This window comes from Pseudomonas leptonychotis, assembly GCF_004920405.1.
In the GTDB taxonomy this organism is placed as follows: domain Bacteria; phylum Pseudomonadota; class Gammaproteobacteria; order Pseudomonadales; family Pseudomonadaceae; genus Aquipseudomonas; species Aquipseudomonas leptonychotis.
In genome coordinates this window covers 1,867,887-1,893,379 of record NZ_RFLV01000001.1, presented here as the reverse complement: position 1 = coordinate 1,893,379, position 25,493 = coordinate 1,867,887, and the positions used below count along the sequence as shown (strand labels likewise).

Genomic DNA, 25,493 nt, shown 5'->3' with positions numbered 1-25,493 from the left:
CTAAAGCCCGCCCCTTAACCAAACGTTATGTGACTAATCCTGATGCCAGAAATTATTTATAAGTACGAAAGTTTTTCTGCGCAAAGCTTGAAAAATCTCAAGGCACAATCGATATATTTCGGTTCCCCACTTGGATTTAACGACCCCTACGACTGTGCTTTAAGTGCGGGCATAGCTATTCCGACAGATGAAGAGTTAGACACTTTAAAATCGGAATACCAGAATAGTAATAGCGTTCCTGAGAATGTTAAAAAGCAGTTTGCGGAAACCGGCCACGATAAATTACGCGATATAGTCGTACGTTCCACCCATAAAATACTTGAAAGCCATGCTAGGGATTTTTTAAAAACCAGAGGGGTTAGCTGTTTTTCGGAATGTAACGATGACCTTCTAATGTGGTCGCATTATGGTGGCAAATACAAAGGGTTTTGTCTTGCCTTTTCAACAAAGTTTGAACCATTTAGCAAAATGGTCAAAGTTAAGTACACACGGACAATGCCTAAAATTAACGCAATTAAGGCACTACTAAATGACAACTTTGATGAGATGCTTGACTTATTTTGCACAAAATCAAAGTCTTGGGAGTACGAAAAAGAATGGCGGTGCATGCACGAGCAAGCAGGCACTTTATATACATATGAAGCTGACGCATTAGAATCGGTATATTTCTGGCCAGACATCGACAGCAATTCGTTAGAGATAGTCTGCTTAATACTTGCCGGCCAGAATCAAAATGTTAGATTTTGGCGTGGCAATCGAAGCCAGGAAAGGTTCGAAGTGATATTTGAAGAGTTCACTTATACCAGCTATCTAGAGGCCAAACGTCGTGGGCGAGTCACATAACAATGCGCTCAAATCGTTCACTTCGCTCACTGGGACGGGCTAAAGCCCGCCCCTTAACCAAACGTTAGGCATGAGGCTGGAACAAACATGAATTGGTTGATTAATTTTATTTTGTCTGCCGGCGGAAATAAAATAAGGAAATTTGGAAGCATTGATCCCGAACCACATGAGCTGACTGTAGGCATACATGTCATATATGATTACGGTTCTAGCATTGAGCTATCAACCAATGAGATATCCGATAATTCAATAAGAGATACCATTCTCTCTTTAGATTGGCAGAGCGGCTTTTATCAAGTAATTTGCACGCTGCACCCTGGGCAAACAATGGAGGTCGGTGGTTCTCTCAATGGAATTGACGGCCTCTCTGCAAGTTATCGCAATCGTTCTGAAAACATAGAATTAGTCACCAATTTGCCTCCTGAAAGCACAAACGAAATGATTGAGATTTTAAGTCTATTTATAAATAATAATTTAAGTTGGAAATCAAAATTTCAATTCGAATAATGCACTGCCTAACAAGTGGTTTAAATCGTTCGCTTCGCTCACTGGGACGGGCTAAAGCCCGCCCCTTAACCAAACGTTAGGCAGCACAACACATGGCTCACACCCTCATCGAACGTGTTACCAATATGCATGGCATCTCTTGGCTACGAATTCATGGTTATGGCGTCGAGGGTTTTGCTTTTTGCAGCACAGCTATTCACCCAGACGCCGATGGAATAGAAGAGGGACAAGGCCAGATCACCTGCCCCGACTGCATTGAAGTCATCAAAACTTGCAAGAGTATTGATGACAAAGACCTAGCACCAGAATATACAAATGAACTATTCAACAAACGTTTCGAGCGTGATCAATAGTGCTGCCTAACAAGTGGTTCAAACCGTTCGCTACGCTCACTGGGACGGGCTAAAGCCCGCCCCTTAACCAAACGTTAGGCATACAAAGCAAAGGAATGTGCTCGCATGGAAAATCGCGGATTCAATAGTTCAAAACCGTGTATTTCTCATGAAAAGAATCTTGGGTATTTGAAATCGCGGGCGGGCCAAACAATCCTGGTTCAACAATATCCGGCACACCGGCCATGGAATCGCGCTGGCGCTGAGGCGCTCAAAAATCGCCAAGCAGAAAAAGCACATGAAACGGCACAAACAGCATGAAAGATCAGGCACAGCACTTAAAAGCAAAAGCATTGCCAGCTACCGTGCTGTTTCCGCTTACAGCGCTCGGCTCAAGCGCGAGCCTAACAAGCGGTTCAAATCACTCGCTTCGCTCGCTGGGACGGGCTAAAGCCCGCCCCTTAACCTGAACGTTAGAAGCCACTCATGAACTACTGTGACCACAATTATCATCTATGGTTTTTTCTACCGCGCGCGGAAGAGCAGCCTATATGGAACCATAAAAAGTGGCTTTCCATTACAGAGCCCTTCAACAAAATCATTACAAGCTGCCGTGGAAACACTTCGGTCAGGTCGCAGCAACTCGAAGCAAACGGAAAAAACCAAGTTAAATTCGGCCGCATTGGGTGGAATGAGAAATCACACCAAAAATGGTGCCACAGCGACGCCGAAGACAAAATATTTATTGATACACAAATCTGGGCACCATCACTGGGCCAGTGTGAAAAAGAGGGTGTCCCTCCTGATTTCTTCATGGCAATGAATAACCGCGCCCACTCCAGTGACACTGAGCTAACATTTGGCTCCGTTATCGTAATGGCGCTCAGGGCTGAGAAATTTCATAAAGAACAACCAATTACGAGCACAGTTTGCAATGTAACCAATCCAGTTCTTTGGGGATATTGTCAGAGACCCTGGGGTACAAAGCTAAACAACTCTGGTGCCTACACAAATTCTATCCAACATATGGCAGTTACTGGACTGCTAAAAACAGGCAACTGGCAGGGTAAAGCGCTAGATAGCAACTGCCTCATGGATGACTGGGAGGAGGTATTCTGCGGTGGCATCTAACAACTGGTTCAAATCGCTCGCTTCGCTCACTGGGACGGGCTAAAGCCCCCCCCTTAACCAAACGTTAGAAGCCATGAATAAGAAATTTGAGCCTGGCAATGCAATGGATGGCGGAGCAGAAACAGAGCTTCATGCCATTGCTTGGGCGGGTAACCTTCGCAAAGCCCGCCGCCTAGTTAGAAAAGGAGCAGACGTAAACCATATTGATGCTGCAGGTGAAACTCCATTGCATGGTGCAGCTGCTTGGGGGCATTCAAGTACCGTTCTTTTCTTGCTATCAGTTGGTGCCCGTCACGATATAAAAGCAAAGAATACAAACAACATGACACCGCTCCACTGGGCTGCAAGGTCAGACCTCAAGTCTGTAAAATTACTGCTCAAGGCAGGCGCAGAAAAAGAAGCAAAGGATGCTCAGGGCAATACCGCATACGACATAGCAAAAAAGCACGAAAGGCCCGAAATTGCTGCGTTCCTGGCTTCTAACTAGTGGTTCAAATCGTTCGCTGCGCTCACTGGGACGGGCTAAAGCCCGCCCCTTAACCAAACGTTAGGTATAGGGCAGTTCAGATTCATGCGACAAGATCTAAGAGAGAAAATTGTCAGCGTATGTGCGAAAAAAATACTGTCCAAAGGTGAGTCGGTTGGAGTTTCTTTTTACGCGTTCTTCGCAAACAAAAATGATGATCCAGAGCTTCTTATGGAGGCTGCAACATGGTGGATAAAAACCCACAAACTGGATCACTTCGAGAAAGCTACAAAAATAAAGCTAATGGTTGAATCTGAACTCTGATGCATTCAGCTAGAACAAGACCATCACGCTGGCGCTGAGGCGCTCCAAAGGCCAAGAGGCAAAGCGAAGGAACCACATGAGGCAGCACTTAAAATCAAAAACAATGTTGGCTATCGTGCTGCTTCCGTTTACAGCGTTCGGCTCAAGCGCGAGCCTAACAAGCGGTTCAAGTCGTTCGCTTCGCTCACTCGGGACGGGCTAAAGCCCGCCCCTTAACCTGAACGTTATGCAACCTAGAAAGAAATACTAACGTGGAAAATTTCAATAAAGAGTGGATTCTGTTCGGCCCGCAAACTGGATACTCTGTAAGCGAAGACGCAGTAGAGGGCCTTTATTTAATTTATTGTGGTGAGCCGAACTCTGTAAAAATAGGAATTTCCAAGACACCTCTGAATCGCTTGTCGAATTTACGTACAGGCTCTCCAAGCAAATTGCATTTAATTTTCTATTCAAAGCTTTTAGGGAAAGCAGCGGAAGAAACTCTGCATCAGAGCCTAGTACAGCATAGGCGAACTGGAGAGTGGTTTGATTGGAATGGAGAGGTTCAAGGATTTCTTCTTGGAGTTATATTTGCAGTATCAGGCGTCATTCAGGTGTCCTGGCCCTTCGCAGCAGATGCAGATCACTCGATGTTTATCAAAGGCGTCGATTGGGCACATGGTTTTCTAGACCCCAACAATGAGTGGACGTTAGAGGCCATGACTGGAATGGGGGGTGAAAGAGCATTTGAGCTTTTTCAGAGTTGGTGTGACGTGGCAACAGCTAGAAATCGCGAAAAAGACGAAGTAATCCAAGCATAACAATTGGTTCAAATCGCTCGCTCCGCTCGCTGGGACGGGCTAAAGCCCGCCCCTTAACCAAACGTTAGGCAAACCAGCATGGCCCAAAATCCGTTCTACGTTTATGCACTTAAAGACCCAACAGAAAAGCCATCTAAGCCTTTCTATATTGGTAAAGGGACGGGTAATCGAGCTTGGGAACATCATACAAAAATTGACGATTCAGAAAAAAGCTCGGTAATTCAAAAGATAAAAGCGTCGGGACATGAGGTAATACACACAACAATTGCTGATAACTTAACGGAGCAGCAAGCTTTAAAAATTGAAGCCGAGTTAATTTCAGCGTTCGGAATTCGTTCTCAGGGTGGATTATTAACAAATAAAGTTCGTCCTAACACAGAGAACATTAGCCAAAAAATAAAAGCAAACATCCCTGACGGGTGTTATGAAAAAGCTCAAATGGCGCTTGAGCTTATGAAGTCCGCCGTAATGGAGCTAGCCAAGGCAAACCCGCACGGCATTTCAAACTCGGATGCCGCAAAATATCTTGGCCTACAGTCAGACTATGGTGGTGGCTCAAAAGACTATCTGAGCTACAGCATTATTGGTTTGCTAATGAAGGAAGGTCGCTTAACACGAACAGCCAACCGAAAGCATATTGCAACAGGTGAATAGTTCGCCTAACAATGCGCTCAAATCGTTCGCTTCGCTCACTGGGACTGGCTAAAGCCAGCCCCTTAGCTTAAACGTTAGACGCCACCAAACCAACACCCATGGATATCTGAACATTTTAAAATCAATTGCATCTACCCGCCTTCTTCTTGTCGCCTCAACGGCCACGCATATACGTACAGAGCTTGAAGCTCCAGATCAACTTTGCACTCTGCTGGATGCGAAAATTTCATCTTCTTGGCCATCTGGCGAATATGACAGAGATGCCATGGAGTTCTTTCTGGCTCGACTAGAGGAAGGTGGTGAAAGCGCTGAGGGCTGGTATGGCTGGTACGCCCTGGGTTCAGAGACACCCGAGGGTTCTCGGACCCTTATTGGGGCTGCGGGATACCATGGTCCGCCAGACAGTACAGGCACTGTTGAGATTGGCTACTCCGTTCTTCCAGAGTGGCAAAATCGTGGATATGCGAGTGAAATGGTCAGATTGTTGGTGACTCATGCACTGTCATTCGAGGAGGTTAGCTTGCTTGTTGCACACACGCGAATCGAAAATCCAGCATCGATAGGGGTTCTATCTCGCTGTGGTTTTTTGCCCGCAGGCGCAGGCCTGGAGCCCGACTCCATGCGCTTCGAGCATCACCGCGTCGGCGGCACCTAACTAGTGGTTCAGACCGCACACTTCGCTCACTGGGACGGGCTAAAGCCCGCCCCTTAATTTGAAAACTATATGCTCATCCAATAAGGCGCAGTCAAAATGACCCATTCAAAAACAAACTGCCTTTGTGGCGCTGTAAAAATTACCGCAGAAGAAGTTAATCCTAAATTTACAGTATGCCATTGCCAATCATGCAGAACCTGGGGTGGCGCCCCATTTTTTGCAGTTAAGTGCGGCACTAAAGTACAAATTGAAGGAAGTGATAAAGTTAAAACGTATGAGTCATCTGCGTGGGCATCTCGCGGATTTTGTATAGAGTGCGGAACTCATTTATTTTTTAAATTTAAAGAAAGCGGCGAATACAACATGCCAGCCGGTATGTTTCCAAACTTGAACGACCTGGAAATGGACATGCAGTACTTTAGTGATATGCGGCCAAGTTACTATTGCTTTTCAAACAAAACAAAAGAAATGACAACAGCCGAAATAATGGCTCATTTCGCAGAAAAAATGTGAGTTCACATATAACAAGGCACTCAAATCAGTCGCTGCGTTCGCTCGACCGGGCTAGAATCTCGCCCTGTTACTAAGCATATGCATCATAAAGTCTCTCAACGATATGGAGATGGTCATGACAGTATCTGTGCAGTTCGTTGCTCCGATGGTCGCGTTGATTGCATGGACACTGGTGATGTGGCTGTGGATGTACGCCACGCGACTTCCGGCTATGCGTGCCGCAAGAATGAAGCCTGACTCGAATGCTCCGCGAGGAGAGCAAATGTCTTTGCTGCCAGCGCAGGTACGCTGGAAGGCGGATAACTACAACCACTTGTTAGAACAGCCAACCCTCTTCTATGCGCTTGCCGCCTCGCTTGCTTTATTGGGTGTTGAATCTCAGGCTGGTCTGCTGTTCGCGTGGGTGTACGTCGTATTGCGCATCGTGCACAGTTTTGTGCAGGCGCTCGTAAACAAAATCGAGATCAGGTTTTTGTTATTTGCTTTATCGAACATCCCTCTATTTGCATTAACTTACCTTGCAGCTGTCGCCCTTTGGGATATTCACGGTATTGGCTAACGTGCAGCGGACGTAGGCCCACTATCTTAGTGAACCCCACGGCAGACTCCGCATAACGAACAGTTCAAGGGTCAAACTCGTGTGTGGACACGCGGCAACGCATTTTCAGCCTGTGGCTCGCGTCCTAATACGGCTCTAGCATCAGCATCAGCGCCAGAGCCTTCAGCCGTGTGAGGTGCAAGATGGTGCAGTCAGAAAGCGAGCTATCACGGGTTATTGAGATGGCTTGGGAAGATCGGACGCCCTTCGAAGCCATTCAAGCGCAGTTTGGCCTGAATGAGGGCGAGGTTATTACTGTGATGCGGCGCAGCCTCAAGCCGAGCAGCTTTAAGCTATGGCGCGAGCGCGTGAGCGGTCGGCAGACCAAGCATTTGCAGCTACGTGATCCGCAGGTTGGCCGGGCGTATTGCCCCACGCAATATAAACAACGCTAGATAGTGCTCCGCCTGGTGCATTGAGGCTTATTGAAAGCCACACAAGCTCCCTGCTGGCACCGCATATAGAGCGTGCCGCCGATATCCAGGGCGTTGACCGACGCAACAGCATGAAACGCCTACAACCATAAAAAAGGGCCACAGCTGTGGCCCTTTTACGTTACCGCGCAGTCCGATCAGGCATGCACCTGAGAGGGGTCACGACGGCTGTCAGGACCGCTCTGTAGCGCGGCACCGGTGGTTTCATCCATCGCTTCTTGCAGAGCCTTCTTGCGCTTTTCTTCGGCGCGGTGAGCGAAGAACCATACCAGGAAGGTCGCAAAAGACACCGACAACAGGATCAAGCTGGCGACCGCGTTGATTTCCGGCTTCACGCCCAGACGTACGGCGGAGAAGACCTCCATCGGCAAGGTGGTCGAACCAGGCCCGGAGACGAAGCTAGCGAGCACCAGATCGTCCAGCGACAAGGCGAAGGACATCATCGCGCCTGCAGCTAGAGACGGAGCGATCATCGGGATGGTGATCAAGAAGAACACCTTCCAGGGTTTCGCGCCCAGGTCCATGGCCGCTTCTTCGATGGACAGGTCCAACTCGCGCAAGCGTGACGACACCACCACGGCCACATAGGCCGAACAGAAGGTGGTGTGGGCAATCCAGATAGTCATGATGCCGCGCTCAGCCGGCCAGCCGATCAACTGGGCCATCGCCACAAACAACAACAGCAGCGACAGACCGGTGATCACCTCGGGCATAACCAACGGTGCGGTGACCAGGCCACCGAACAGCGTGCGACCCTTGAAGCGGGTGACGCGGGTCAGCACGAAGGCGGCCATGGTGCCGAGCGCTACGGCGGCAATCGCGGTGTAGCAGGCGATTTCCAGCGAGCGCATCACCGAGTTCATCAGCTGGGTGTTATCAAGCAGGCCGACGTACCACTTCACCGACCAGCCACCCCAAACCGTCACCAACCGCGAGCCGTTGAACGAGTAGATCACCAGAATCAGCATCGGCAGGTAGATGAATGCAAAACCGGCCCACAACATAAAGTTGGAGAAACTGAAACGCTTCATGGCCGGCCCTCCATTTCTTTAGCTTGATGACGGTTAAACAGAATGATCGGAATGATCAGAATCGCCAGCATGACCACCGCCAGGGCGGATGCTACCGGCCAATCGCGGTTGTTGAAGAACTCCTGCCACAGCACCTTGCCGATCATCAGGGTTTCCGGGCCACCAAGCAGTTCAGGAATCACGAACTCGCCGACCACCGGGATAAACACCAGCATGCAGCCGGTGATGATGCCGCCCTTAGCCAGCGGCACGGTGATGCGCCAGAAGCTGTTGTAAGTGCTCGAACCCAAGTCTGCAGCGGCTTCCAGCAAGCTCTGGTCATGCTTGACCAGGTTAGCGAAAAGCGGCAGTACCATAAACGGCAGGTACGAGTAAACAATACCGATGTACACTGCCAGGTTGGTGTTGAGGATCTGCAACGGATCGCTGATCACCCCCAGCCACATCAGGAAGCTATTAAGCAGACCGTTGTTGCTGAGGATACCCATCCAGGCATATACGCGGATCAGAATCGCCGTCCAAGTCGGCATCATGATCAGCAGCAACAGCACCATCTGCTTGGCCTTGTCGGCCCGTGCAATGGCATAGGCCATGGGAAAGCCAATCAGCAGGCACAACAGCGTGCTGATTGCGGCTATTTTCAGTGACCCCAAGTAAGCCGCGAGGTAGAGCGCATCCTCACTGAGGAAGATGTAATTACTCAGGTTAACGATCAAGGTGAAGGTGTTGTCCACCCAGCTGAACACCTCGGTGTAGGGCGGGATGGCGACATCGGCTTCGGCAAAGCTGATCTTCATGACGATGATGAAGGGCAACAGGAAGAACAGGAACAGCCAAAGGAAGGGCACCCCAATTACCAGGTGCCGGCCCTTGGGCATGCGGCGGCTAATGCTTCGGCTGATATTCATGAGCGTAAGGTCACCCCGCTGTCGTCCTCCCACCAGACGTAGACTTCGTCGTCCCAGGTAGGTCGTGCGCCGCGCCGTTCGGCGTTGGCTACAAATGACTGGACGATCTTGCCGCTCGGCAGTTGCACGTAGAACACCGAGTGACCGCCCAGGTAGGCAATGTCGTGCACGATGCCGCGCGACCAGTTGTACTGGCAGCTGGGCTGCTCGGTGGTAAACAGCATTTTTTCCGGGCGAATGGCGTAGGTGATGCTCTTGTCCTGCACCGAGGTGTTAACCCCGTGGCCGACATAGATGTTGTTTTCAAGGTCGGGGCTGTCGATCAAGGCATGGCCTTCCATGTCCTCGACCACCTGGCCGTCGAACAGGTTGACGTTGCCGATGAACTCGCAGACCAGGCGGCTGGTCGGCGTTTCATAGATATCCACCGGGCTGCCGATCTGGGCGATCCAGCCCAGGTGCATGATGGCAATGCGCTGGGCCATGGTCATGGCCTCTTCCTGATCGTGGGTCACCATGACGCAGGTCACCCCGACGCGCTCGATGATCTCGACAAGCTCAAGCTGCATTTGCGAACGCAGCTTCTTGTCCAGAGCACCCATAGGCTCGTCGAGTAGCAGTAACTTGGGGCGCTTGGCCAAGGAGCGGGCAAGGGCCACACGCTGACGCTGACCGCCGGAAAGCTGGTGCGGTTTGCGCCTGGCGTACTGGGTCATGTGCACCAGCTTGAGCATTTCTTCGACGCGGGCGCTGATTTCCGCTTTGGGCATCTTGTCCTGCTTGAGGCCGAAAGCAATGTTCTCGGCCACGCTCATGTGTGGAAACAGCGCATAGGACTGGAACATCATATTGATCGGCCGCTCGTACGGCGGCAGATCGGTAATGTCTTCCCCATCAAGGAAGATGCGTCCTTCGGTGGGCCGCTCAAAACCGGCGAGCATGCGCAGCAGTGTCGACTTGCCTGAGCCGGACCCCCCCAACAGGGCAAAAATCTCCCCTTTGTTGATGGTCAGTGACACATCATCAACGGCCAGGGTTTCATCAAATTTCTTTGACACACGCTCGATCTTGACCAACACCTCTTTCGGTTGTTGATCGCCTTCTAGGACTTTCTTATAGGCACTGGAAGCAACTGCCATTCCCAACACTCCCACAACGGTAGCGCCCAGCCACATTGGCTGGGCTTTTTATAATTATTGGCCGGACTTAATCTTGGTCCAGCTACGCGTCATCAATCGCTGTACTTTCACTGGCAGTTCCGCCGAGATATACAGCTTGTCGAGTACATCCTGCGGTGGGTACACCGACTCGTCATTGCGTACATCTTGATCCATCAGTGCGCCCGCTTTGGTATTGGGGTTGGCGTAGCCGACGTAATCACTGACCACCGCAATCGCGGCGGGGTCGAGCAAATAATTGATAAAGGCATGCGCCTCTTTCGGATTACCGGCATCGGCCGGAATGGCCATCATGTCGAACCACAGGTTGGCGCCTTCTTTCGGGATGCTGTAGGCAATCTCGATGCCTTTACCCGCCTCTTCGGCGCGATCAGCGGCCTGCAGAATGTCACCCGAGAAACCAACCGCTACGCAGATGTTGCCGTTAGCCAGATCACCGATGTATTTGGAGCTGTGGAAATAGCGCACGTAAGGCCGTACAGCCAGCAGCTTGGCTTCCGCCTTGGCGATGGCTTGTGCGTCATGGCTATTGGGGTCGAGTCCCATGTAGTTGAGCATGCTGGGGAGCATCTCGTCGGCCGAGTCGAGGAAACTGACGCCACACTCAGCGAGCTTCTTCATGTTCTCAGGCTCGTAGACCATGGCCCAGGAATCGATCTTGTCGACGCCCAGCACTTCTTTGATCTTGGCTACGTTGTAGCCGATACCGTTGGTACCCCACAGATAGGGCACCGAGTACTGATTATCAGGGTCATTGACTTGCAGCTGCTTGAGCAGCAACGGGTCGAGGTTGTCCCAGTTCGGCAGCTGGTTACGGTCGAGCTTCTGGAATGCGCCCGCCTTAATCTGCTTGCCGAGGAAATGGTTGGACGGCACCACGATGTCGTAGCCGGAACGGCCCGCCAGCAGTTTGCCTTCTAGGGTTTCGTTGCTATCAAAGACGTCATACAGGGCTTTGATACCCGTAGCGCTCTGGAAGTCCGCTAAGGTGGTTTCACCAATGTAATCAGACCAGTTGTAGACCTTGACCACAGGCTCGGCGGCTTGCACGGCGGATACGCTGACGGCAGCGGCCAGCAGGCCTGTCAGAAGAGGAGTACGACGCATAGTGATGTCCTTTTTTATAGGCGAGTGCGGTGGGCAAACCCACCGCATACCGTTTAGGGCTATGGCATTACTGGCCTGATTTGATCGTGGTCCAGCTGCGGGTCATGGTGCGCTGTACCTTGGCCGGCAGATCCGGGAAGGTGTAGATCTTGGCCATGGTTGCAGCGTCAGGGTAGACACCCGGATCGTTACGCAACACGTCATCCACCAGCGGCGTGGCGGCGGCGTTGCCATTCGGGAACTGGACGAAGTTGGTGATGCTGGCCATCACCTCGGGCTGCATCAGGTAGTTGAGGAACACGTGAGCGGCTTCGACGTTTTTCGCATCAGCCGGGATGGCCAGCATGTCGAAAAAACTACCCGCGCCTTCTTTAGGGATTTTGTAGGAAATGTTTACGCTGTTTTTAGCGTCCTCGGCACGGGCCTTGGACTGATACAGGTCACCCGAATAGCCGATGGCGACGCAGATATTGCCGTTGGCCAGGTCGCCAATGTACTTGGAGCTGTGGAAGTAGCGCACGTGAGGGCGGATGGTGAGAAACAGCGCTTCAGCTTGCTTCAACTCGTCTTTGTCGGTGCTGTCCGGCTTGAAGCCCAGGTAGTTGAGAGCTGCCGGGAGAATTTCGGTCGGAGAGTCAAGAAAGGTCACGCCACAGCCTTTGAGCTTGGCAATGTTTTCCGGCTTGAACACCAGGTCCCAAGAGTTAACCGGGGCGTTCTCGCCCAAGGCGGCTTTGACCTTGTCGACGTTGTAACCGATGCCGATGGTGCCCCACATGTAGGGAATCGAATACTGGTTACCCGGATCACTCGGGTCCAAAGCCTTGAGCAGGTTTTTATCGAGGTTTTTCCAATTCGGCAGTTTCGACATATCCAGCTTCTGGTACACGCCGGCCTTGATCTGCTTTGCCAGGAATGGGTTGGATGGCACCACGATGTCGTAGCCCGAGCTACCGGCCAGCAGCTTAGCTTCCAGGGTTTCGTTGCTGTCAAAGACGTCGTAGACGACCTTGATGCCGGTTTCTTTCTGGAAGTTGTCGATGGTGTCTTCTGCGATGTAGTCGGACCAGTTGTAAACGTGTAGGACTTTTTCATCCGCGTGTGCGGCACTCACCACAGCCCCAGCAAGGGACAACGCGAGAAGGGTTTTGCCGAATATTTTCATGCGTACAGCTCCTGTTGTTGTAGTCGTTTCCGGAAGATGCGCAGCCCTCTGCAGCACCTTCCGGTGAGCCTGACCTACGCAGTGGCGCAGTCTGGCAAGGTCACCTTCTGTTGACAACATTCAGGCATAAACACCTGAAAACAAAGGTTATTAACCTTTACGCCAATACCTCTGCAGCAGTCAGGTCGAGGCATTTACGGGCCTTATCCAGCAACTCATCAATCTCTGCATGGCTGATCACCAGCGGCGGCGAAATAATCAGGGTGTCGCCTACGGCGCGCATGATCAGACCATTAGTAAAGCAGTGCCCGCGGCAGATCATGCCTACGCCCACATCCCCCGCGAAACGCTTACGGCTGGCTTTGTCCTGCACCAACTCAATGGCGCCCAACATGCCAACGCCACGCACTTCACCCACCAGTGGGTGATCGGCCAGCTCACGTAAGCGCTTTTGCAAATACGGTGCCGTTTCTGCCTTGACCCGCTCCACAATCTTTTCTTCACGCAGAATGCGTAGATTCTCCAGGGCCACCGCGGCGGCCACTGGATGCCCGGAATAAGTAAAGCCGTGGTTGAAGTCGCCACCCTGATTGAGCACCTCGACGATATCGTCGCGTACGATCAGCCCACCCATGGGGATGTAGCCGCTGGTCAGGCCTTTGGCGATGGTCATCATGTGCGGGGTGTTGCCGTAATAATCGCTGCCGAACCATTCACCGGTACGGCCAAAACCGCAGATCACTTCGTCAGCGACAAACAAAATGTCGTACTTGGCGAGGATTTCACGGATGCGCGGCCAGTAACTGTCTGGCGGGATGATCACGCCGCCTGCGCCCTGGATCGGCTCGGCAATAAAAGCGGCGACATTGTCTTCGCCCACTTCGAGGATCTTCTGCTCCAACTGATCGGCCGCCCAGACACCAAATTCGTCCGGGCTCATGTCGCCGCCCTCACCGAACCAGTACGGCTGCGGGATGTGCACAATGCCCGGAATCGGCAAGTCACCCTGCTCGTGCATGTACTTCATGCCACCCAGGCTGGCGCCGGCCACAGTGGAACCGTGGTAGCCGTTGATACGGCTGATGATCACTTTCTTGTTTGGCTGGCCTTTGATCGCCCAGTAATGGCGCACCATGCGCAACATGGTGTCGTTGCCTTCCGAGCCTGAGCCGGTGAAGAACACATGGTTCAAGCCTGGCGGGGTCAGCTCGGCAATCGCCTTGGCCAACTCCAGCGCGGGCGGCGTGGCCGTCTGAAAAAACATGTTGTAGTAGGGCAACTCTTGCATCTGTTTCGCGGCGGCGTCTGCCAGTTCCTTGCGCCCATACCCAATCGCCACACACCAGAGCCCGGCCATGGCATCGAGGATCTTGTTGCCCTCGCTGTCCCACAGGTACACACCATCGGCCTTAGTGATGATGCGCGGCCCGTTTTGCGCCAGTTGTTTGAAATCACTGAACGGCGCGAGGTGGTGTTCACGGCTCATGGCCTGCCACTCGCGGGTTTTCGGGTTGATCACTTGGCTGTTCATACAACACCTTGTTCGCCTGACCTGCGCCTGCAGACCAGATAAATGCTTGATGCTGACGGGCGCAGGGATCACCTGCAGCCGCCAGCTGACGGTTACACCGAGAGCAGCAGGAACTCGCGTTCCCAGGAGCTGATCACCCGGTTGTAGTTCTCGTGCTCGGCACGCTTGACGGCCACATAGCCACGCATGAACTTCTCGCCCAGGTACTCCTTGGCGTCCTCGCAGGCTTCCATACGCTCTAGCGCGCTCTCGATGGTCACGGGCAGGCGCAGGTTGCGGCGCTCATAACCGCGGCCGGTAACCGGCGCGCTGGCAGGAACCTGGCCGACCATGCCCATGTAGCCGCACAGCAGGCTGGCCGCCAGTACCAGGTACGGGTTGGCATCGGCACCGGCCAGACGGTTTTCCACGCGGCGGTTCTGCGGCGTGGCCTCGGGTACGCGCAGGCCCACGGTACGATTCTCCTCGCCCCACTCGACATTCACCGGGGCCGAGGTATCCGGCAGGAAGCGGCGAAACGAATTGACGTTGGGCGCAAACAGCGGCAACAGCTCAGGGATGTATTTCTGCATACCGCCGATGTGATGCATGAACAATTCGCTCATGCTGCCATCCTCATTGGAGAACAGGTTCTTCCCGGTATTGATATCCACCACGCTCTGGTGAATATGCATGGCGCTACCGGGCTGATCGGTAATCGGCTTGGCCATAAAGGTGGCGGCCACATCGTGCTTGAGCGCCGCTTCACGCATGGTGCGCTTGAACACGGTGATCTGGTCGGCCAAGTGCAGGGCCTCGCCGTGACGGAAGTTGATTTCCATCTGCGCCGGGCCGTCTTCGTGGATCAGCGTGTCGAGGTCCAGCCCCTGGATTTCACACCAGTCGTAAACATCTTCAAACAGCGGATCAAATTCGTTGGCAGCATCTATAGAGAAGGACTGGCGACCAACCTCGGGACGCCCGGAGCGGCCCATGGGCGCCACCAGCGGAAAATCCGGGTCACTGTTGCGCTTGGTCAGGTAGAACTCCATCTCCGGCGCAACGATTGGCTTCCAGCCTTTGTTGGCATATAGCTTGAGGATATTTTTAAGGATGTTGCGCGGCGACAACTCAATCGGGTTGCCCTGCTTGTCGAAGGTGTCGTGGATCACCATGGCGGTTGGCTCAATGGCCCAGGGCACCAGGAACGCGGCGTTCTCGTCGGGGCGGCAGAACATGTCGATGTCCGCCTCGTCGAGCAGATCGTAATAGATGTCGTCTTCGAGGTAGTCGCCGGTAACGGTCTGCAGCAGCACACTCTCGGGGAGGCGCATGCCCTTCTCGTCGAGGAACTTGTTGGTCGGCGAAATCTTGCCGCGGGCAATGCCGGTAAGATCGCTGATCAGACATTCAACTTCGGTGATTTTGCGTTCTTTCAGCCAGCTCGAAAGCTGGTCTAGTTTGGTGCTCATAGAGACCTCAGGGTTGGTGAGAGCCGACTTATATATAGTCGGCTCAGCGTTGCCCCGCCGTCTTCCTGCAAGCCTCACCAAAGGCCTGGAAGATGGCGAGATAATTCGGGTTGGATCGTACCTGCCATTCGGGGTGCCATTGCACCCCCAATGCGAAGCTTTTGGCTCCGATGACGGAGAAGGCTTCGATCAACCCGTCAGGCGCCAGTGCTTCGACATGCAGGCCCGGCGCCAGACGCTGAACGCCCTGACCATGAATGGAATTGACTTGAATCTCGTCCGGCATGCCAATGCCGGCGAGCAGCCCGCCCGGCTGCACATGCAGCGCGTGACGCAGGCCATATTGTTGTTCTGCGCACAGGTCCGCGGGTTCACGGTGATCCATCAGCCCGTCGACCTCGTGCACTTGCTGGTGCAACGTGCCACCAAAGGCTACGTTCATTTCCTGAAAACCACGGCAAATACCCAGCACCGGGATACCGGCGGCAATTGCTGCTTTAATCAGAGGAAGGGTCGTGCTGTCACGCGCCGGATCATGGGCGGTGCCAGGCTTGCTGGCGTCACCCGCATAATGGTGCGGTTCAACATTCGATGGCGAGCCGGTAAACACCAGGCCATCCAGTTGTTGCAGCAGGTAGACTTGATCAAGCTGCTCGCCGAGCGAGGGAATGATCACTGGCATACCGCCGACCACCTGAGCGATGGCTTGCAGGTATTTATCGCCGGCGGTGTGGTAGATGTTGTGCCCGATCTGCTTGGTGCAGGCACTAACGCCGATTATCGGCTGGCGTGACATGAGACACCCGTTTTATTGCTGTTATGGGTTTCGATCGAGCTTATCCTTGTTCATTTTTTTTCACAATAGCCATGTAAAAAATTGAACACACCCGACTGAGCAGCCCAGCGGGCAAGGGTTTCAGCAGGGCCTCACTGCTCTGTAATGCCCTAAAACTGGCCGTCGAGCCCTCTTTTGGGGCAAAATGCGCCTCTCTTGACAGCATCAGGTGTTTAAGATTGACTCACACCTGTGCAATTGCATGATTGATATTTTTAACATAAAAGGTGTTGCATCATGTCTGTACCCCCGCGTGTCGTTCAGCTTAACGAAGCGAACGCGTTCCTTAAGAAACACCCAGAGGTCTTGTTCGTCGACCTTCTAATTGCAGATATGAATGGTGTGGTGCGCGGTAAGCGTATCGAGCGCGCGAGCCTGCATAAGGTTTACGAACGCGGAATCAACCTCCCGGCCTCTCTATTCGCCCTGGATATCAACGGTTCGACGGTGGAAAGCACCGGCCTGGGCCTGGATATCGGTGATGCCGATCGTATCTGTTATCCCATCCCCAACACCCTGTGCTATGAGCCTTGGCAGAAGCGCCCGACCGCGCAACTGTTAATGACCATGCACGAACTGGAAGGCCAGCCGTTTTTTGCCGACCCCCGGGAAGTGTTGCGTCAGGTGGTTGAGAAGTTCGACGAACTGGGCCTTACCATCTGTGCAGCTTTCGAGCTGGAGTTCTACCTGATTGACCAAGCTAACGTGAACGGCCGTCCGCAGCCGCCACTGTCGCCGCTATCAGGCAAACGCCCGCACTCGACTCAGGTGTACCTGATTGACGACCTCGACGAATACGCCGAGTGCCTGCAGGACATTCTTGAAGGCGCTAAAGAGCAGGGAATTCCTGCTGACGCCATCGTCAAGGAAAGCGCGCCAGCGCAGTTCGAAGTCAACCTGCACCACGTCGCCGACCCGATCAAGGCCTGCGACTACGCACTGCTGCTCAAGCGTCTGGTGAAGAACATCGCCTACGACCATGAAATGGACACCACCTTCATGGCCAAGCCCTACCCGAACCAAGCGGGTAACGGCTTGCACGTGCACATCTCGATTCTCGATAAAGATGGCAAGAACATCTTCTCGTGCGAAGACCCTGAGCAGAACGATGCGTTGCGCCATGCCATTGGCGGCGTACTGGAAACCATGCCGGCATCGATGGCCTTCCTCTGCCCGAACGTCAACTCTTACCGTCGTTTCGGTGCGCAGTACTACGTACCGAACTCGCCGAGCTGGGGCATCGACAACCGTACCGTCGCCCTGCGCGTTCCAAATGACTCGGCTGATGCCGTACGCATCGAACACCGCGTCGCGGGCGCAGACGCCAACCCGTATCTGCTGCTTTCAGCGGTATTGGCCGGCGTGCACCACGGCCTGACCAACAAGATCGAGCCGGGCGCGCCTATAGAAGGCAACTCCTACGAGCAGAACGAGCAAAGCCTGCCGAACAACTTACGTGACGCATTGCGTGAGTTGGACGACAGCGAAGTCTTGGCGCGCTATATCGACCCGAAATACATCGATATCTTCGTGGCCTGTAAGGAAAGCGAGTTAGCCGAGTTCGAAAATTCGATCTCCGACCTCGAATACAACTGGTACTTGCACACGGTTTAACGCACCACCCAACGCCGGCCTTCGAGCCGGCGTTTTTTATTCGGCATTTACACCCTGGTTGCCCGCAGTCGCACGTTTCGCGATTACGGGCAGCCATTGCCTGAATTTCTGCTGACGCGTCATTAACCAACACGGGAGAACCCCATGCCTCGCCTGTTTGCCTCACTGCTGCTTGCCCTGACGCCGCTGCTGGCCAGCGCCGAAGAGGTGATTCGCGTCTACAACTGGAACGACTACATCGCCCCACAAGTGTTGCAGGATTTCCAAGCGCAAACGGGCATCCGCGTCGACTACCACACCTACAGCACCGCCGATGAACTGGACACCTTACTCGCCAGCGGCGAGGCCATTGATGTCGCCGTTCCCTCACATGACGCGCTGCCGGCGATGATTAACAACGGCACCTTACAGCCGCTGGATTTCAGCCTGCTGCCCAATCGCAAGCACCTCGACAAACAGCTGCTCAGCACCCTGGTCGCTCTCGACCCCGCCAATCGCCATGCCGTGCCTTATCTGTGGGGCGCGGTGGGCTTGGCGATTAACACGCCGCAAGCCGAAGCCGCCTTTGGTGGTCCACTGCCCAATAGCTGGAGCCTGCTGTTCGATGCAGAGCAAAGCTCGCGCTTGGCCAGTTGTGGCATCAGCGTACTGGATGCCCCCGATGAAACCCTGACCTTGCTGCTCAATTACCAGGGTCGCAGCCTGGCGCGCAGTGCACCGAGCCGCATCGAACGCTCCAGCCGTGTACTGGATGGCCTACGGCCGAACCTGCGCTATGTCGACAGCGAGCGTTATATCGACGACCTCAACCAGGGCAAGCTGTGCGTGGCCATGGCCTGGGTCGGCGATGCGTTAGCCGCCGCCGATGCCGGTCAACCGGTGCGTTTTCTGGTGCCCGATGAGGGCTCGATTCTGTTTATCGACAACTTGGTAATTCCCAGCAGCGCCAAACGCGCCGACCTGGCGCACCGCTTTATCGATTACCTGATGCAGCCCAAGGTGGCCGCATTGATCACTGCCGAAACCCTCTACCCCAGCGGCAATGCCGATTCACGCGCGTTTCTCGACGAGGCCCTACGCAATCAGCCAGACCTCTACCCGGACCGCGACACCAAACGCCGCCTGCACCCGCTGGAAACTCTGCCGGAAAAGCACAGTGCTACCCGCGACGCCGTGTGGACACGTTTTCGTGATGGTAGTTGATTGATAGCGGTGGGAGGTCGAGCGTGGGAGGAGCTTTAGCCGCGACAAAAGCTCGCCGCTAAAGCGGGGTGCCGCCCAGCCCCTCCTACAGAACCTTTGACCTTACTTGACCAGCTGACGCCAGGCCTTCAGCGAACCCACCGCCAACAGCTGCGCCTTGCGCGCCTCTAGCACTTCAGGCTCGATGACCTGGCTTGCCAGTTCGGCCAGTTTATTCAGCTCACCGTACAAACGGTCGACCTCAGGCACCTCCAGCACCTCGCGGGCCAGGTGCAGCCAAACCAGCAAACGCTCGATACGCGGCAGCTGTTCGGCCAAGTCCTCCGGCTGCTGCAGATAACGGCGCAACTGCAAAGCCGCACCTTCCTCGGTAATCAGGGTCGGCAACCAGTTGCCCAACGGCGCAGCGCCCTGGCGATTGCCCCGGTTGTTGCGCTCCAGCGTCCAGCTGCGCGTTAACAACCAGCGCGAAGCGCTCAACGAAAAGAGCCCCCAGCGAGTGGCGTCAAGCTCGGCAGCGAACTGCGCTGGCGCACTCTTACGCGCCTGCTCATCCAGCTGCCCGGCCTGCAGGCGTGGCCGCCACTCCAACAGAAGGGCGTCCAGCAACTCACGCAGGGCGTGGCTGCTAGCCCGTGGCGCCGCCTGGCCGAGGCTGCCGAGCAGAGCGCGGAGCCCAACCAGCTGCTCCAACCACTCAACCAACAAACGCCAATGGCCATTGAAACGGTACTGCTCGGCCAAGCGCTGGCTGCTGCCGAGCAAGTGCCAGGCCAGTGACGCTACGCTGTCATCGAGGCTGCTTTCAGCGCTCACCGTAGGCGCCGGCATGCTAAGGCTGTAGCTCGCCGCATCAAACAAGCGATAACCGCGCTCGGCCTTACTGATATCGCAAGGCATTAGCGCCAGGTCAGCTGCCAGCTCGGCGGCCAGCTCCAGCAGAGCGGCAGGATCGCCCTCACGCAGTTCAAGCTCCAGCTCGCAGATTTCTTCTTCGCCTTCGCCCGCCACCACTTTGCCCAAATCCAGAGCGGCTTCGATGACCACTTTGGCCTTGCCACGGCCCCAGGCGATATCAGCCTTCTCGCGGACAAAGTCAGTAGTGAAAATCGGCACCAACTGTTTTTTGTCCAGCTCGGCCAGACTGGCGGGCCAGCATTCGCTGGAAAGCTTTTTGATGTCCAGCTTGGCCTTGGTCAACGGCCAGTCCCACTCGTTACGCTCAGACAGACCTGCAACGCTCTGGCCGCGCGTTTTCAGGGTCTGGATAAAATGCTCGCCATCACGGCGCACGCGCAGCGCGACCTTGGCAGCGGCCAGGTCGCGCGCTGGTGTGTCGAAGTACTGGTTGAGCAGCTCATGGCGGGCCCAGCCGGTCTTGTTGCGCTTCTTCAGCAGCGGATGCTCACGCAGAGCGGCCAGGGTCTCGCGGCTTACACGCAACTTGATTTCGGTTTCTTTGTTCATGATGGTGGAGTTCAACGCCTACTATGAAATTGTGTCAGTCCGATTACCTGCGCTGGCGAGCCTGCGGACTGATCCGTATACTTGCCGCCTTCTTAACGCCGGGGTTCACCCTATGCCAGTCAATCCATTTGCCAGTCTGTTTGGCCGCTCACCGATTGGGCCGATGCAAAAGCACTTTGCCAAAGCCCACGAATGCGCAGCGAACCTGGTGCCTTTTTTCGAAGCCGTGATGGTGGAAGATTGGGCCAAGGTAGAACAGGTACAACAGGAAATGGCCAACCTCGAAGGTGAGGCCGACAAGCTCAAGAAAAGTGTGCGCCTGCACCTGCCCAAGAGTCTGTTCTTGCCCGTACCGCGCTCGGATTTGCTAGAGCTGTTGAGTGTACAGGACAAAGTCGCCAATCGCGCCAAGGACATCGCCGGCCTTATGCTAGGTCGGCAAATGGCGATTCCGCAGGGCCTGCAAACACTGATGCGCGCGTTTGTGCAACGCACGGTGGATGCCAGCGCCCAGGCGTTGAAAGCCATGAACGAACTGGATGAGCTACTGGAAACCGGCTTTGGTGGCCGTGAAGCGGCACTGGTCGAATCCATGGTCATGGAATTGGAGCAAATCGAGCGCGACACCGACAAGATGCAAATCGAAGTTCGGCGCACGCTGTTCAAGCTGGAAAAGGATCTCCCGCCTGTCGATGTGATGTTTCTCTATCAGATCATCGAATGGATCGGCGACGTAGCCGATCGTGCCGAACGTGTCGGCAACCGACTGGAACAACTGCTGGCGCGCTAAGCGCCAGTGTCCTTTCTGGAATCTACGGATTAATTATTTATGTCTCTGATTGCGGACTACGGCCTCGTATTACTGCTGCTCGCCTGTCTCTTTGGCTTTTTCATGGCCTGGGGTGTGGGTGCAAATGACGTGGCCAACGCCATGGGCACATCTGTGGGCTCGCGCGCACTGACCATCAAACAGGCGATTTTGATCGCCATGGTGTTTGAATTTGCCGGGGCCTATCTGGCCGGCGGCGAAGTAACTGAGACCATCAAAGGCGGCATCGTCAATGCCGACATGGTTCCGCCTGAACTGATGGTACTGGGCATGATGTCCGCGCTGCTGGCAGCCGGTACCTGGTTGCTGGTGGCATCCACCCGCGGCTGGCCAGTGTCTACCACCCACTCCATTGTCGGCGCGGTAATTGGTTTTGCCGCCGTGGGCGTGTCCATGGACGCGGTCAACTGGGCCGGCGTGGGTCCGATTGTGGCCAGCTGGGTGGTGTCTCCCGTGCTCTCTGGCATCGTCGCCTTCGGCCTGTTCGTTAGTGTGCAGAAGCTGATCATCGACACCGACAATCCGTTCCTCAACGCCAAACGTTTTGTACCGCTGTATATGTTCGCCACCGGCTTTATGATCAGCATCATGACCCTGACCAAAGGTCTTAAGCATATTGGCCTTAACCTCTCCGGCAGCGAAGGCTTTATGCTCTCACTGGGTGTCGGCGCCGTAGTAATGCTGCTGGGTGTTGCTCTGCTGAGCCGGATCAAGGTCGACGCCGAAGCGGACAAAGACTTCCACTACGCCAGCGTGGAGAAGGTGTTTGCCGTCCTGATGATCTTCACCGCGTGCTCGATGGCCTTTGCCCATGGCTCCAACGATGTGGCCAACGCAGTCGGCCCACTGGCGGCGATTGTCGGGGTCATCCAGTCCGGCGGTGAAGCGGTCGGTGCCAAAACTGCGTTGCCTGCCTGGGTCCTGCTGCTGGGTGCCATCGGTATCGTTATCGGCCTGGCTACTTACGGCTATAAAGTGATCGCCACCATCGGCAAGCAAATCACCGAGCTGACCCCAAGCCGCGGCTTCGCTGCGGAGCTGGCCACCGCCACCACCGTGGTAGGTGCATCGGCCATCGGCCTGCCTGTATCCACCACTCACACCCTGGTGGGTGCAGTACTCGGCGTGGGCCTGGCCCGTGGTATCGGCGCATTGAACCTCGGCGTGATTGGTCGAATTTTCATGTCCTGGCTGATCACCCTGCCGGTGGGCGCAGCCCTGTCGATCATATTCTTCTACGTCCTACAGGGCATCTTCCTCTAAGCCCTTCACTGGCTCGGCGGTTTTATCTCTGCAAGTAATGGCCCTATGATGGGGCTCGCTTGCGGAGAACGCCGATGCCACTGCCTGCCTTCAAAGACCAATTCGCCGCCCTGATCGCCGCCCCATCGGTGAGCTGCACCCAGGCGCATTGGGACCAGTCCAACCGACCCGTTATTGACCTGCTTTCAAGCTGGCTCAGTGACCTCGGCTTCGCCTGTGACGTGCAGCAAGTCGCCCCCGGCAAATTCAACCTGCTGGCCAGCTATGGCAACGGCCCTGGCGGCCTGGTGCTGGCTGGGCACAGCGACACGGTGCCGTTCGACGCCGCGCTGTGGCAGACCGACCCGCTCAAACTCACCGAAGTCGACGGCCGTTGGGTGGGCCTCGGCAGTTGCGATATGAAGGGATTTTTCGCCCTGATCATCGAAGCCGTACAGCCGCTACTGACGCAGCCGTTTAAACAGCCTCTGCTAATTCTCGCCACCTGCGATGAAGAAAGCTCGATGTCCGGCGCCCGCGCCTTGGCCGAGGCAGGGCGGCCCCTTGGCCGCGCGGCGGTGATTGGTGAGCCGACGGGTTTGAAGCCGATCCGCCTGCACAAAGGCATCATGATGGAGCGTATCGACATCCTCGGGCAGAGCGGCCATTCATCCGACCCCAGCCTCGGTCACAGCGCCTTGGAGGCCATGCAGGATGTAATGCTAGAGCTGCGCGACCTACGCGCCCAATGGCAACGCGACTTCAACAACCCACAATTCAGCATGCCGCTGCCAACGCTGAATTTCGGCTGCATCCATGGCGGCGACAACCCCAACCGCATCTGCGGCCAGTGCTCGCTGGAGTTCGACCTGCGCCCGCTGCCGGGCATGCAACCAGAGGCGCTGCGCGCAGCGATTCGGCAAAAGCTGCAACCCCTGGCTGAGCAACACCAGGTCAAAATCGACTACGCACCGCTGTTCCCCAGCGTGCCGCCTTTCGAGCAAAATGCCGACGCCGAGCTGGTGCGGGTCGCCGAACGCCTGACTGGACACACGGCTACTTCAGTGGCATTTGCCACCGAAGCGCCTTATCTTCAGCAGCTTGGCTGCGAAACCCTGGTACTCGGCCCCGGTGATATCGACTGCGCTCACCAACCGGGGGAATACCTCGACATGTCACGTTTAGAGCCGACCGTGCAGCTACTGCGCAAACTGATTGGGCATTATTGCCTACACCCCGCCACTGACTTATCTGGAGGAACGAACGCGTGATGCTGCCCCTACTGCGACGATAAAACCGCTCCCGGCTGCCTCGTCCGGCGCGCCAGCGCCCCCTCATGCGTTCTTCACTCAACACAGGTTCCTCACGCAATGCACGACCACGTCAACTGGCTTCGCCACGCTTCGCCCTATATCAACGCCCACCGCGACTGCACCTTTGTGGTGATGTTGCCGGGCGAGGGCGTTGCCCACCCGAATTTCGGCAATATCGTTCACGACCTGGTGCTGCTGCACAGCCTCGGCGTACGCCTGGTGCTGGTGCACGGTTCACGCCCGCAAATCGAAGCACGCCTGGCGACAAACGGCCTGACGCCGCGTTATCACCGCGACCTGCGGATCACCGACAGCCCCGCCCTGGAGTGTGTGATCGACGCTGTCGGCCACCTGCGCATCGCCATCGAAGCACGCCTGTCGATGGACATGGCGCGCTCACCGATGCAGGGCTCACGCCTGCGCATCACCAGCGGCAACTTTGTCACCGCACGACCGATTGGCGTGGTGGATGGCGTCGACTACCACCACACCGGCGAAGTGCGGCGTATCGACCGCAAAGGCATTAATCGTCAGCTGGATGAGCGCAGCATCGTGCTGCTGTCGCCGCTGGGTTACTCGCCCACCGGAGAGATTTTCAACCTGGCCTGCGAAGACGTCGCTACCCGTGCGGCGATTGATCTGGATGCCGACAAGCTGCTGCTGTTTGGCGCCGAATGTGGCCTGCTCGATGAGAGCGGCAAACTGGTCCGTGAGCTGCGCCCACAACAGGTACCGGCGCACCTGCAACGTTTGGGCAGCAGCTACCAGGCAGAATTGCTCGATGCCGCGGCCGAGGCCTGCAAAGCCGGGGTGCGGCGCAGCCATATCGTCAGCTATACCGAGGACGGTGCGTTGCTCAGCGAGCTCTTCACCCGCACAGGTAACGGCACCTTGGTGGCACAGGAGCAATTCGAATCGCTGCGCGAAGCAACCATCGAAGATGTCGGTGGGCTGATGGAATTGATCACCCCGCTGGAAGACCAGGGCATTCTGGTACGCCGTTCACGGGAGGTGCTGGAGCGCGAGATCGAGCAATTCAGCATCGTCGAACGTGAAGGCCTGATCATTGCCTGCGCCGCGCTGTACCAGATTGCCGATTCTGATTTTGGTGAGCTAGCGTGCCTGGCCGTCAACCCCGCCTATCGCCATGGTGGCCGTGGTGACGAACTGCTTGAGCGCATTGAAGAGCGTGCCCGCGCCCAAGGACTAAAAACCCTGTTCGTGCTCACCACGCGCACCGCTCACTGGTTCCGCGAACGCGGCTTCGAACTCAGCAGCGTCGACCGCCTACCCGCGGCCCGCGCCTCGCTGTACAACTTCCAACGCAATTCGCAGGTGTTTGAAAAGACGCTTTGAGCGGAT

28 protein-coding genes are annotated in these 25,493 nt (G+C 55.2%); 19 read left to right on the top strand and 9 right to left on the bottom strand.

The features are described 5' to 3' along the window. Positions 1 to 42: 42 nt before the first annotated feature. The 13 genes from D8779_RS08620 (at position 43) to D8779_RS08560 (ending at position 7,218) form a co-directional block, all read left to right on the top strand. Positions 43 to 843, top strand: a complete 801-nt coding sequence (locus D8779_RS08620) for a DUF2971 domain-containing protein (protein WP_136663998.1) — start codon at positions 43 to 45, stop codon at positions 841 to 843. Positions 844 to 930: 87 nt separating this feature from the next. Beyond that, positions 931 to 1,350, top strand: coding sequence for a hypothetical protein (locus D8779_RS08615; protein ID WP_136663997.1), 420 nt, complete (start codon positions 931 to 933; stop codon positions 1,348 to 1,350). Between the two features lie 92 nt (positions 1,351 to 1,442). After that, a complete protein-coding gene (locus D8779_RS08610; protein WP_136663996.1) occupies positions 1,443 to 1,703 on the top strand; it encodes a hypothetical protein in 261 nt (86 codons plus the stop codon). Between the two features lie 105 nt (positions 1,704 to 1,808). Then, positions 1,809 to 2,003, top strand: a complete 195-nt coding sequence (locus D8779_RS08605) for a hypothetical protein (RefSeq protein WP_136663995.1) — start codon at positions 1,809 to 1,811, stop codon at positions 2,001 to 2,003. Between the two features lie 165 nt (positions 2,004 to 2,168). Next, positions 2,169 to 2,813 (top strand): hypothetical protein, encoded by a 645-nt coding sequence (locus D8779_RS08600; protein WP_136663994.1) that lies wholly within the window; start codon positions 2,169 to 2,171, stop codon positions 2,811 to 2,813. 73 nt (positions 2,814 to 2,886) lie between these two features. Further along, positions 2,887 to 3,300 (top strand): ankyrin repeat domain-containing protein, encoded by a 414-nt coding sequence (locus D8779_RS08595; protein WP_136663993.1) that lies wholly within the window; start codon positions 2,887 to 2,889, stop codon positions 3,298 to 3,300. An 84-nt stretch (positions 3,301 to 3,384) separates the two neighbouring features. Then, complete coding sequence (locus D8779_RS20775; RefSeq protein WP_136663992.1) at positions 3,385 to 3,603, top strand: DUF6500 family protein; 219 nt, start codon at positions 3,385 to 3,387, stop codon at positions 3,601 to 3,603. Positions 3,604 to 3,854: 251 nt separating this feature from the next. Next, on the top strand, positions 3,855 to 4,403 hold the full coding sequence (locus D8779_RS08585; protein WP_136663991.1) for a GIY-YIG nuclease family protein: 549 nt from the start codon (positions 3,855 to 3,857) through the stop codon (positions 4,401 to 4,403). 78 nt (positions 4,404 to 4,481) lie between these two features. After that, on the top strand, positions 4,482 to 5,057 hold the full coding sequence (locus D8779_RS08580) for a GIY-YIG nuclease family protein (RefSeq protein WP_136663990.1): 576 nt from the start codon (positions 4,482 to 4,484) through the stop codon (positions 5,055 to 5,057). 106 nt (positions 5,058 to 5,163) lie between these two features. Further along, on the top strand, positions 5,164 to 5,712 hold the full coding sequence (locus tag D8779_RS21050; protein ID WP_136664468.1) for a GNAT family N-acetyltransferase: 549 nt from the start codon (positions 5,164 to 5,166) through the stop codon (positions 5,710 to 5,712). Between the two features lie 96 nt (positions 5,713 to 5,808). Next, positions 5,809 to 6,225, top strand: coding sequence for a GFA family protein (locus D8779_RS08570; RefSeq protein WP_136663989.1), 417 nt, complete (start codon positions 5,809 to 5,811; stop codon positions 6,223 to 6,225). Positions 6,226 to 6,340: 115 nt separating this feature from the next. Then, positions 6,341 to 6,784, top strand: coding sequence for an MAPEG family protein (locus tag D8779_RS08565; protein WP_136663988.1), 444 nt, complete (start codon positions 6,341 to 6,343; stop codon positions 6,782 to 6,784). 182 nt (positions 6,785 to 6,966) lie between these two features. Then, a complete protein-coding gene (locus tag D8779_RS08560) occupies positions 6,967 to 7,218 on the top strand; it encodes a TIGR03643 family protein (RefSeq protein ID WP_136663987.1) in 252 nt (83 codons plus the stop codon). A 176-nt stretch (positions 7,219 to 7,394) separates the two neighbouring features. Here the strand turns inward: D8779_RS08560 and D8779_RS08555 are convergent, their stop codons facing one another. The 8 genes from D8779_RS08555 to D8779_RS08520 all read right to left on the bottom strand — a co-directional run bounded on the left by D8779_RS08555 (position 7,395) and on the right by D8779_RS08520 (position 16,424). Then, positions 7,395 to 8,288 carry an ABC transporter permease subunit gene (locus tag D8779_RS08555; RefSeq protein ID WP_136663986.1) on the bottom strand — a complete coding sequence of 298 codons (894 nt, stop codon included), beginning with the start codon at positions 8,286 to 8,288 and terminating at the stop codon, positions 7,395 to 7,397. Next, positions 8,285 to 9,166: an ABC transporter permease subunit gene (locus D8779_RS08550; RefSeq protein ID WP_167376744.1), complete on the bottom strand. Its 882-nt coding sequence runs from the start codon at positions 9,164 to 9,166 to the stop codon at positions 8,285 to 8,287. Before D8779_RS08550 ends, D8779_RS08555 begins: the two co-directional genes overlap by 4 nt. A gap of 26 nt (positions 9,167 to 9,192) precedes the next feature. Beyond that, positions 9,193 to 10,335, bottom strand: coding sequence for a polyamine ABC transporter ATP-binding protein (gene potA, locus D8779_RS08545; protein WP_136663985.1), 1,143 nt, complete (start codon positions 10,333 to 10,335; stop codon positions 9,193 to 9,195). Positions 10,336 to 10,389: 54 nt separating this feature from the next. Next, positions 10,390 to 11,481, bottom strand: coding sequence for a polyamine ABC transporter substrate-binding protein (locus D8779_RS08540; RefSeq protein ID WP_136663984.1), 1,092 nt, complete (start codon positions 11,479 to 11,481; stop codon positions 10,390 to 10,392). Positions 11,482 to 11,548: 67 nt separating this feature from the next. Next, positions 11,549 to 12,646, bottom strand: coding sequence for a polyamine ABC transporter substrate-binding protein (locus tag D8779_RS08535; RefSeq protein WP_136663983.1), 1,098 nt, complete (start codon positions 12,644 to 12,646; stop codon positions 11,549 to 11,551). Positions 12,647 to 12,803: 157 nt separating this feature from the next. Beyond that, positions 12,804 to 14,177 (bottom strand): aspartate aminotransferase family protein, encoded by a 1,374-nt coding sequence (locus tag D8779_RS08530; protein WP_136663982.1) that lies wholly within the window; start codon positions 14,175 to 14,177, stop codon positions 12,804 to 12,806. Positions 14,178 to 14,269: 92 nt separating this feature from the next. Beyond that, a complete protein-coding gene (locus D8779_RS08525) occupies positions 14,270 to 15,628 on the bottom strand; it encodes a glutamine synthetase family protein (protein ID WP_136663981.1) in 1,359 nt (452 codons plus the stop codon). A gap of 43 nt (positions 15,629 to 15,671) precedes the next feature. Then, on the bottom strand, positions 15,672 to 16,424 hold the full coding sequence (locus tag D8779_RS08520) for a gamma-glutamyl-gamma-aminobutyrate hydrolase family protein (RefSeq protein ID WP_136663980.1): 753 nt from the start codon (positions 16,422 to 16,424) through the stop codon (positions 15,672 to 15,674). A gap of 276 nt (positions 16,425 to 16,700) precedes the next feature. Here D8779_RS08520 and D8779_RS08515 point away from each other — a divergent pair, with 276 nt between their 5' ends. Further along, a complete protein-coding gene (locus D8779_RS08515; RefSeq protein ID WP_136663979.1) occupies positions 16,701 to 18,077 on the top strand; it encodes a glutamine synthetase family protein in 1,377 nt (458 codons plus the stop codon). A 144-nt stretch (positions 18,078 to 18,221) separates the two neighbouring features. Next, positions 18,222 to 19,280, top strand: a complete 1,059-nt coding sequence (locus D8779_RS08510) for an extracellular solute-binding protein (protein ID WP_136663978.1) — start codon at positions 18,222 to 18,224, stop codon at positions 19,278 to 19,280. Positions 19,281 to 19,382: 102 nt separating this feature from the next. On the opposite strand, the gene D8779_RS08505 is transcribed toward D8779_RS08510, so the two are convergent. Further along, entirely contained in the window at positions 19,383 to 20,747 is a 1,365-nt protein-coding gene (locus D8779_RS08505) for a CYTH domain-containing protein (protein WP_136663977.1), read from the bottom strand. Between the two features lie 112 nt (positions 20,748 to 20,859). Here D8779_RS08505 and D8779_RS08500 point away from each other — a divergent pair, with 112 nt between their 5' ends. From D8779_RS08500 to argA, 4 genes are all read left to right on the top strand, one after another. Continuing rightward, entirely contained in the window at positions 20,860 to 21,537 is a 678-nt protein-coding gene (locus D8779_RS08500; RefSeq protein WP_136663976.1) for a TIGR00153 family protein, read from the top strand. 39 nt (positions 21,538 to 21,576) lie between these two features. Further along, positions 21,577 to 22,839, top strand: coding sequence for an inorganic phosphate transporter (locus D8779_RS08495; protein WP_136663975.1), 1,263 nt, complete (start codon positions 21,577 to 21,579; stop codon positions 22,837 to 22,839). Positions 22,840 to 22,913: 74 nt separating this feature from the next. Continuing rightward, positions 22,914 to 24,089 (top strand): acetylornithine deacetylase, encoded by a 1,176-nt coding sequence (gene argE / locus D8779_RS08490; RefSeq protein ID WP_136663974.1) that lies wholly within the window; start codon positions 22,914 to 22,916, stop codon positions 24,087 to 24,089. 99 nt (positions 24,090 to 24,188) lie between these two features. Next, positions 24,189 to 25,487 (top strand): amino-acid N-acetyltransferase, encoded by a 1,299-nt coding sequence (gene argA, locus D8779_RS08485; RefSeq protein ID WP_136663973.1) that lies wholly within the window; start codon positions 24,189 to 24,191, stop codon positions 25,485 to 25,487. Positions 25,488 to 25,493: the final 6 nt, after the last annotated feature.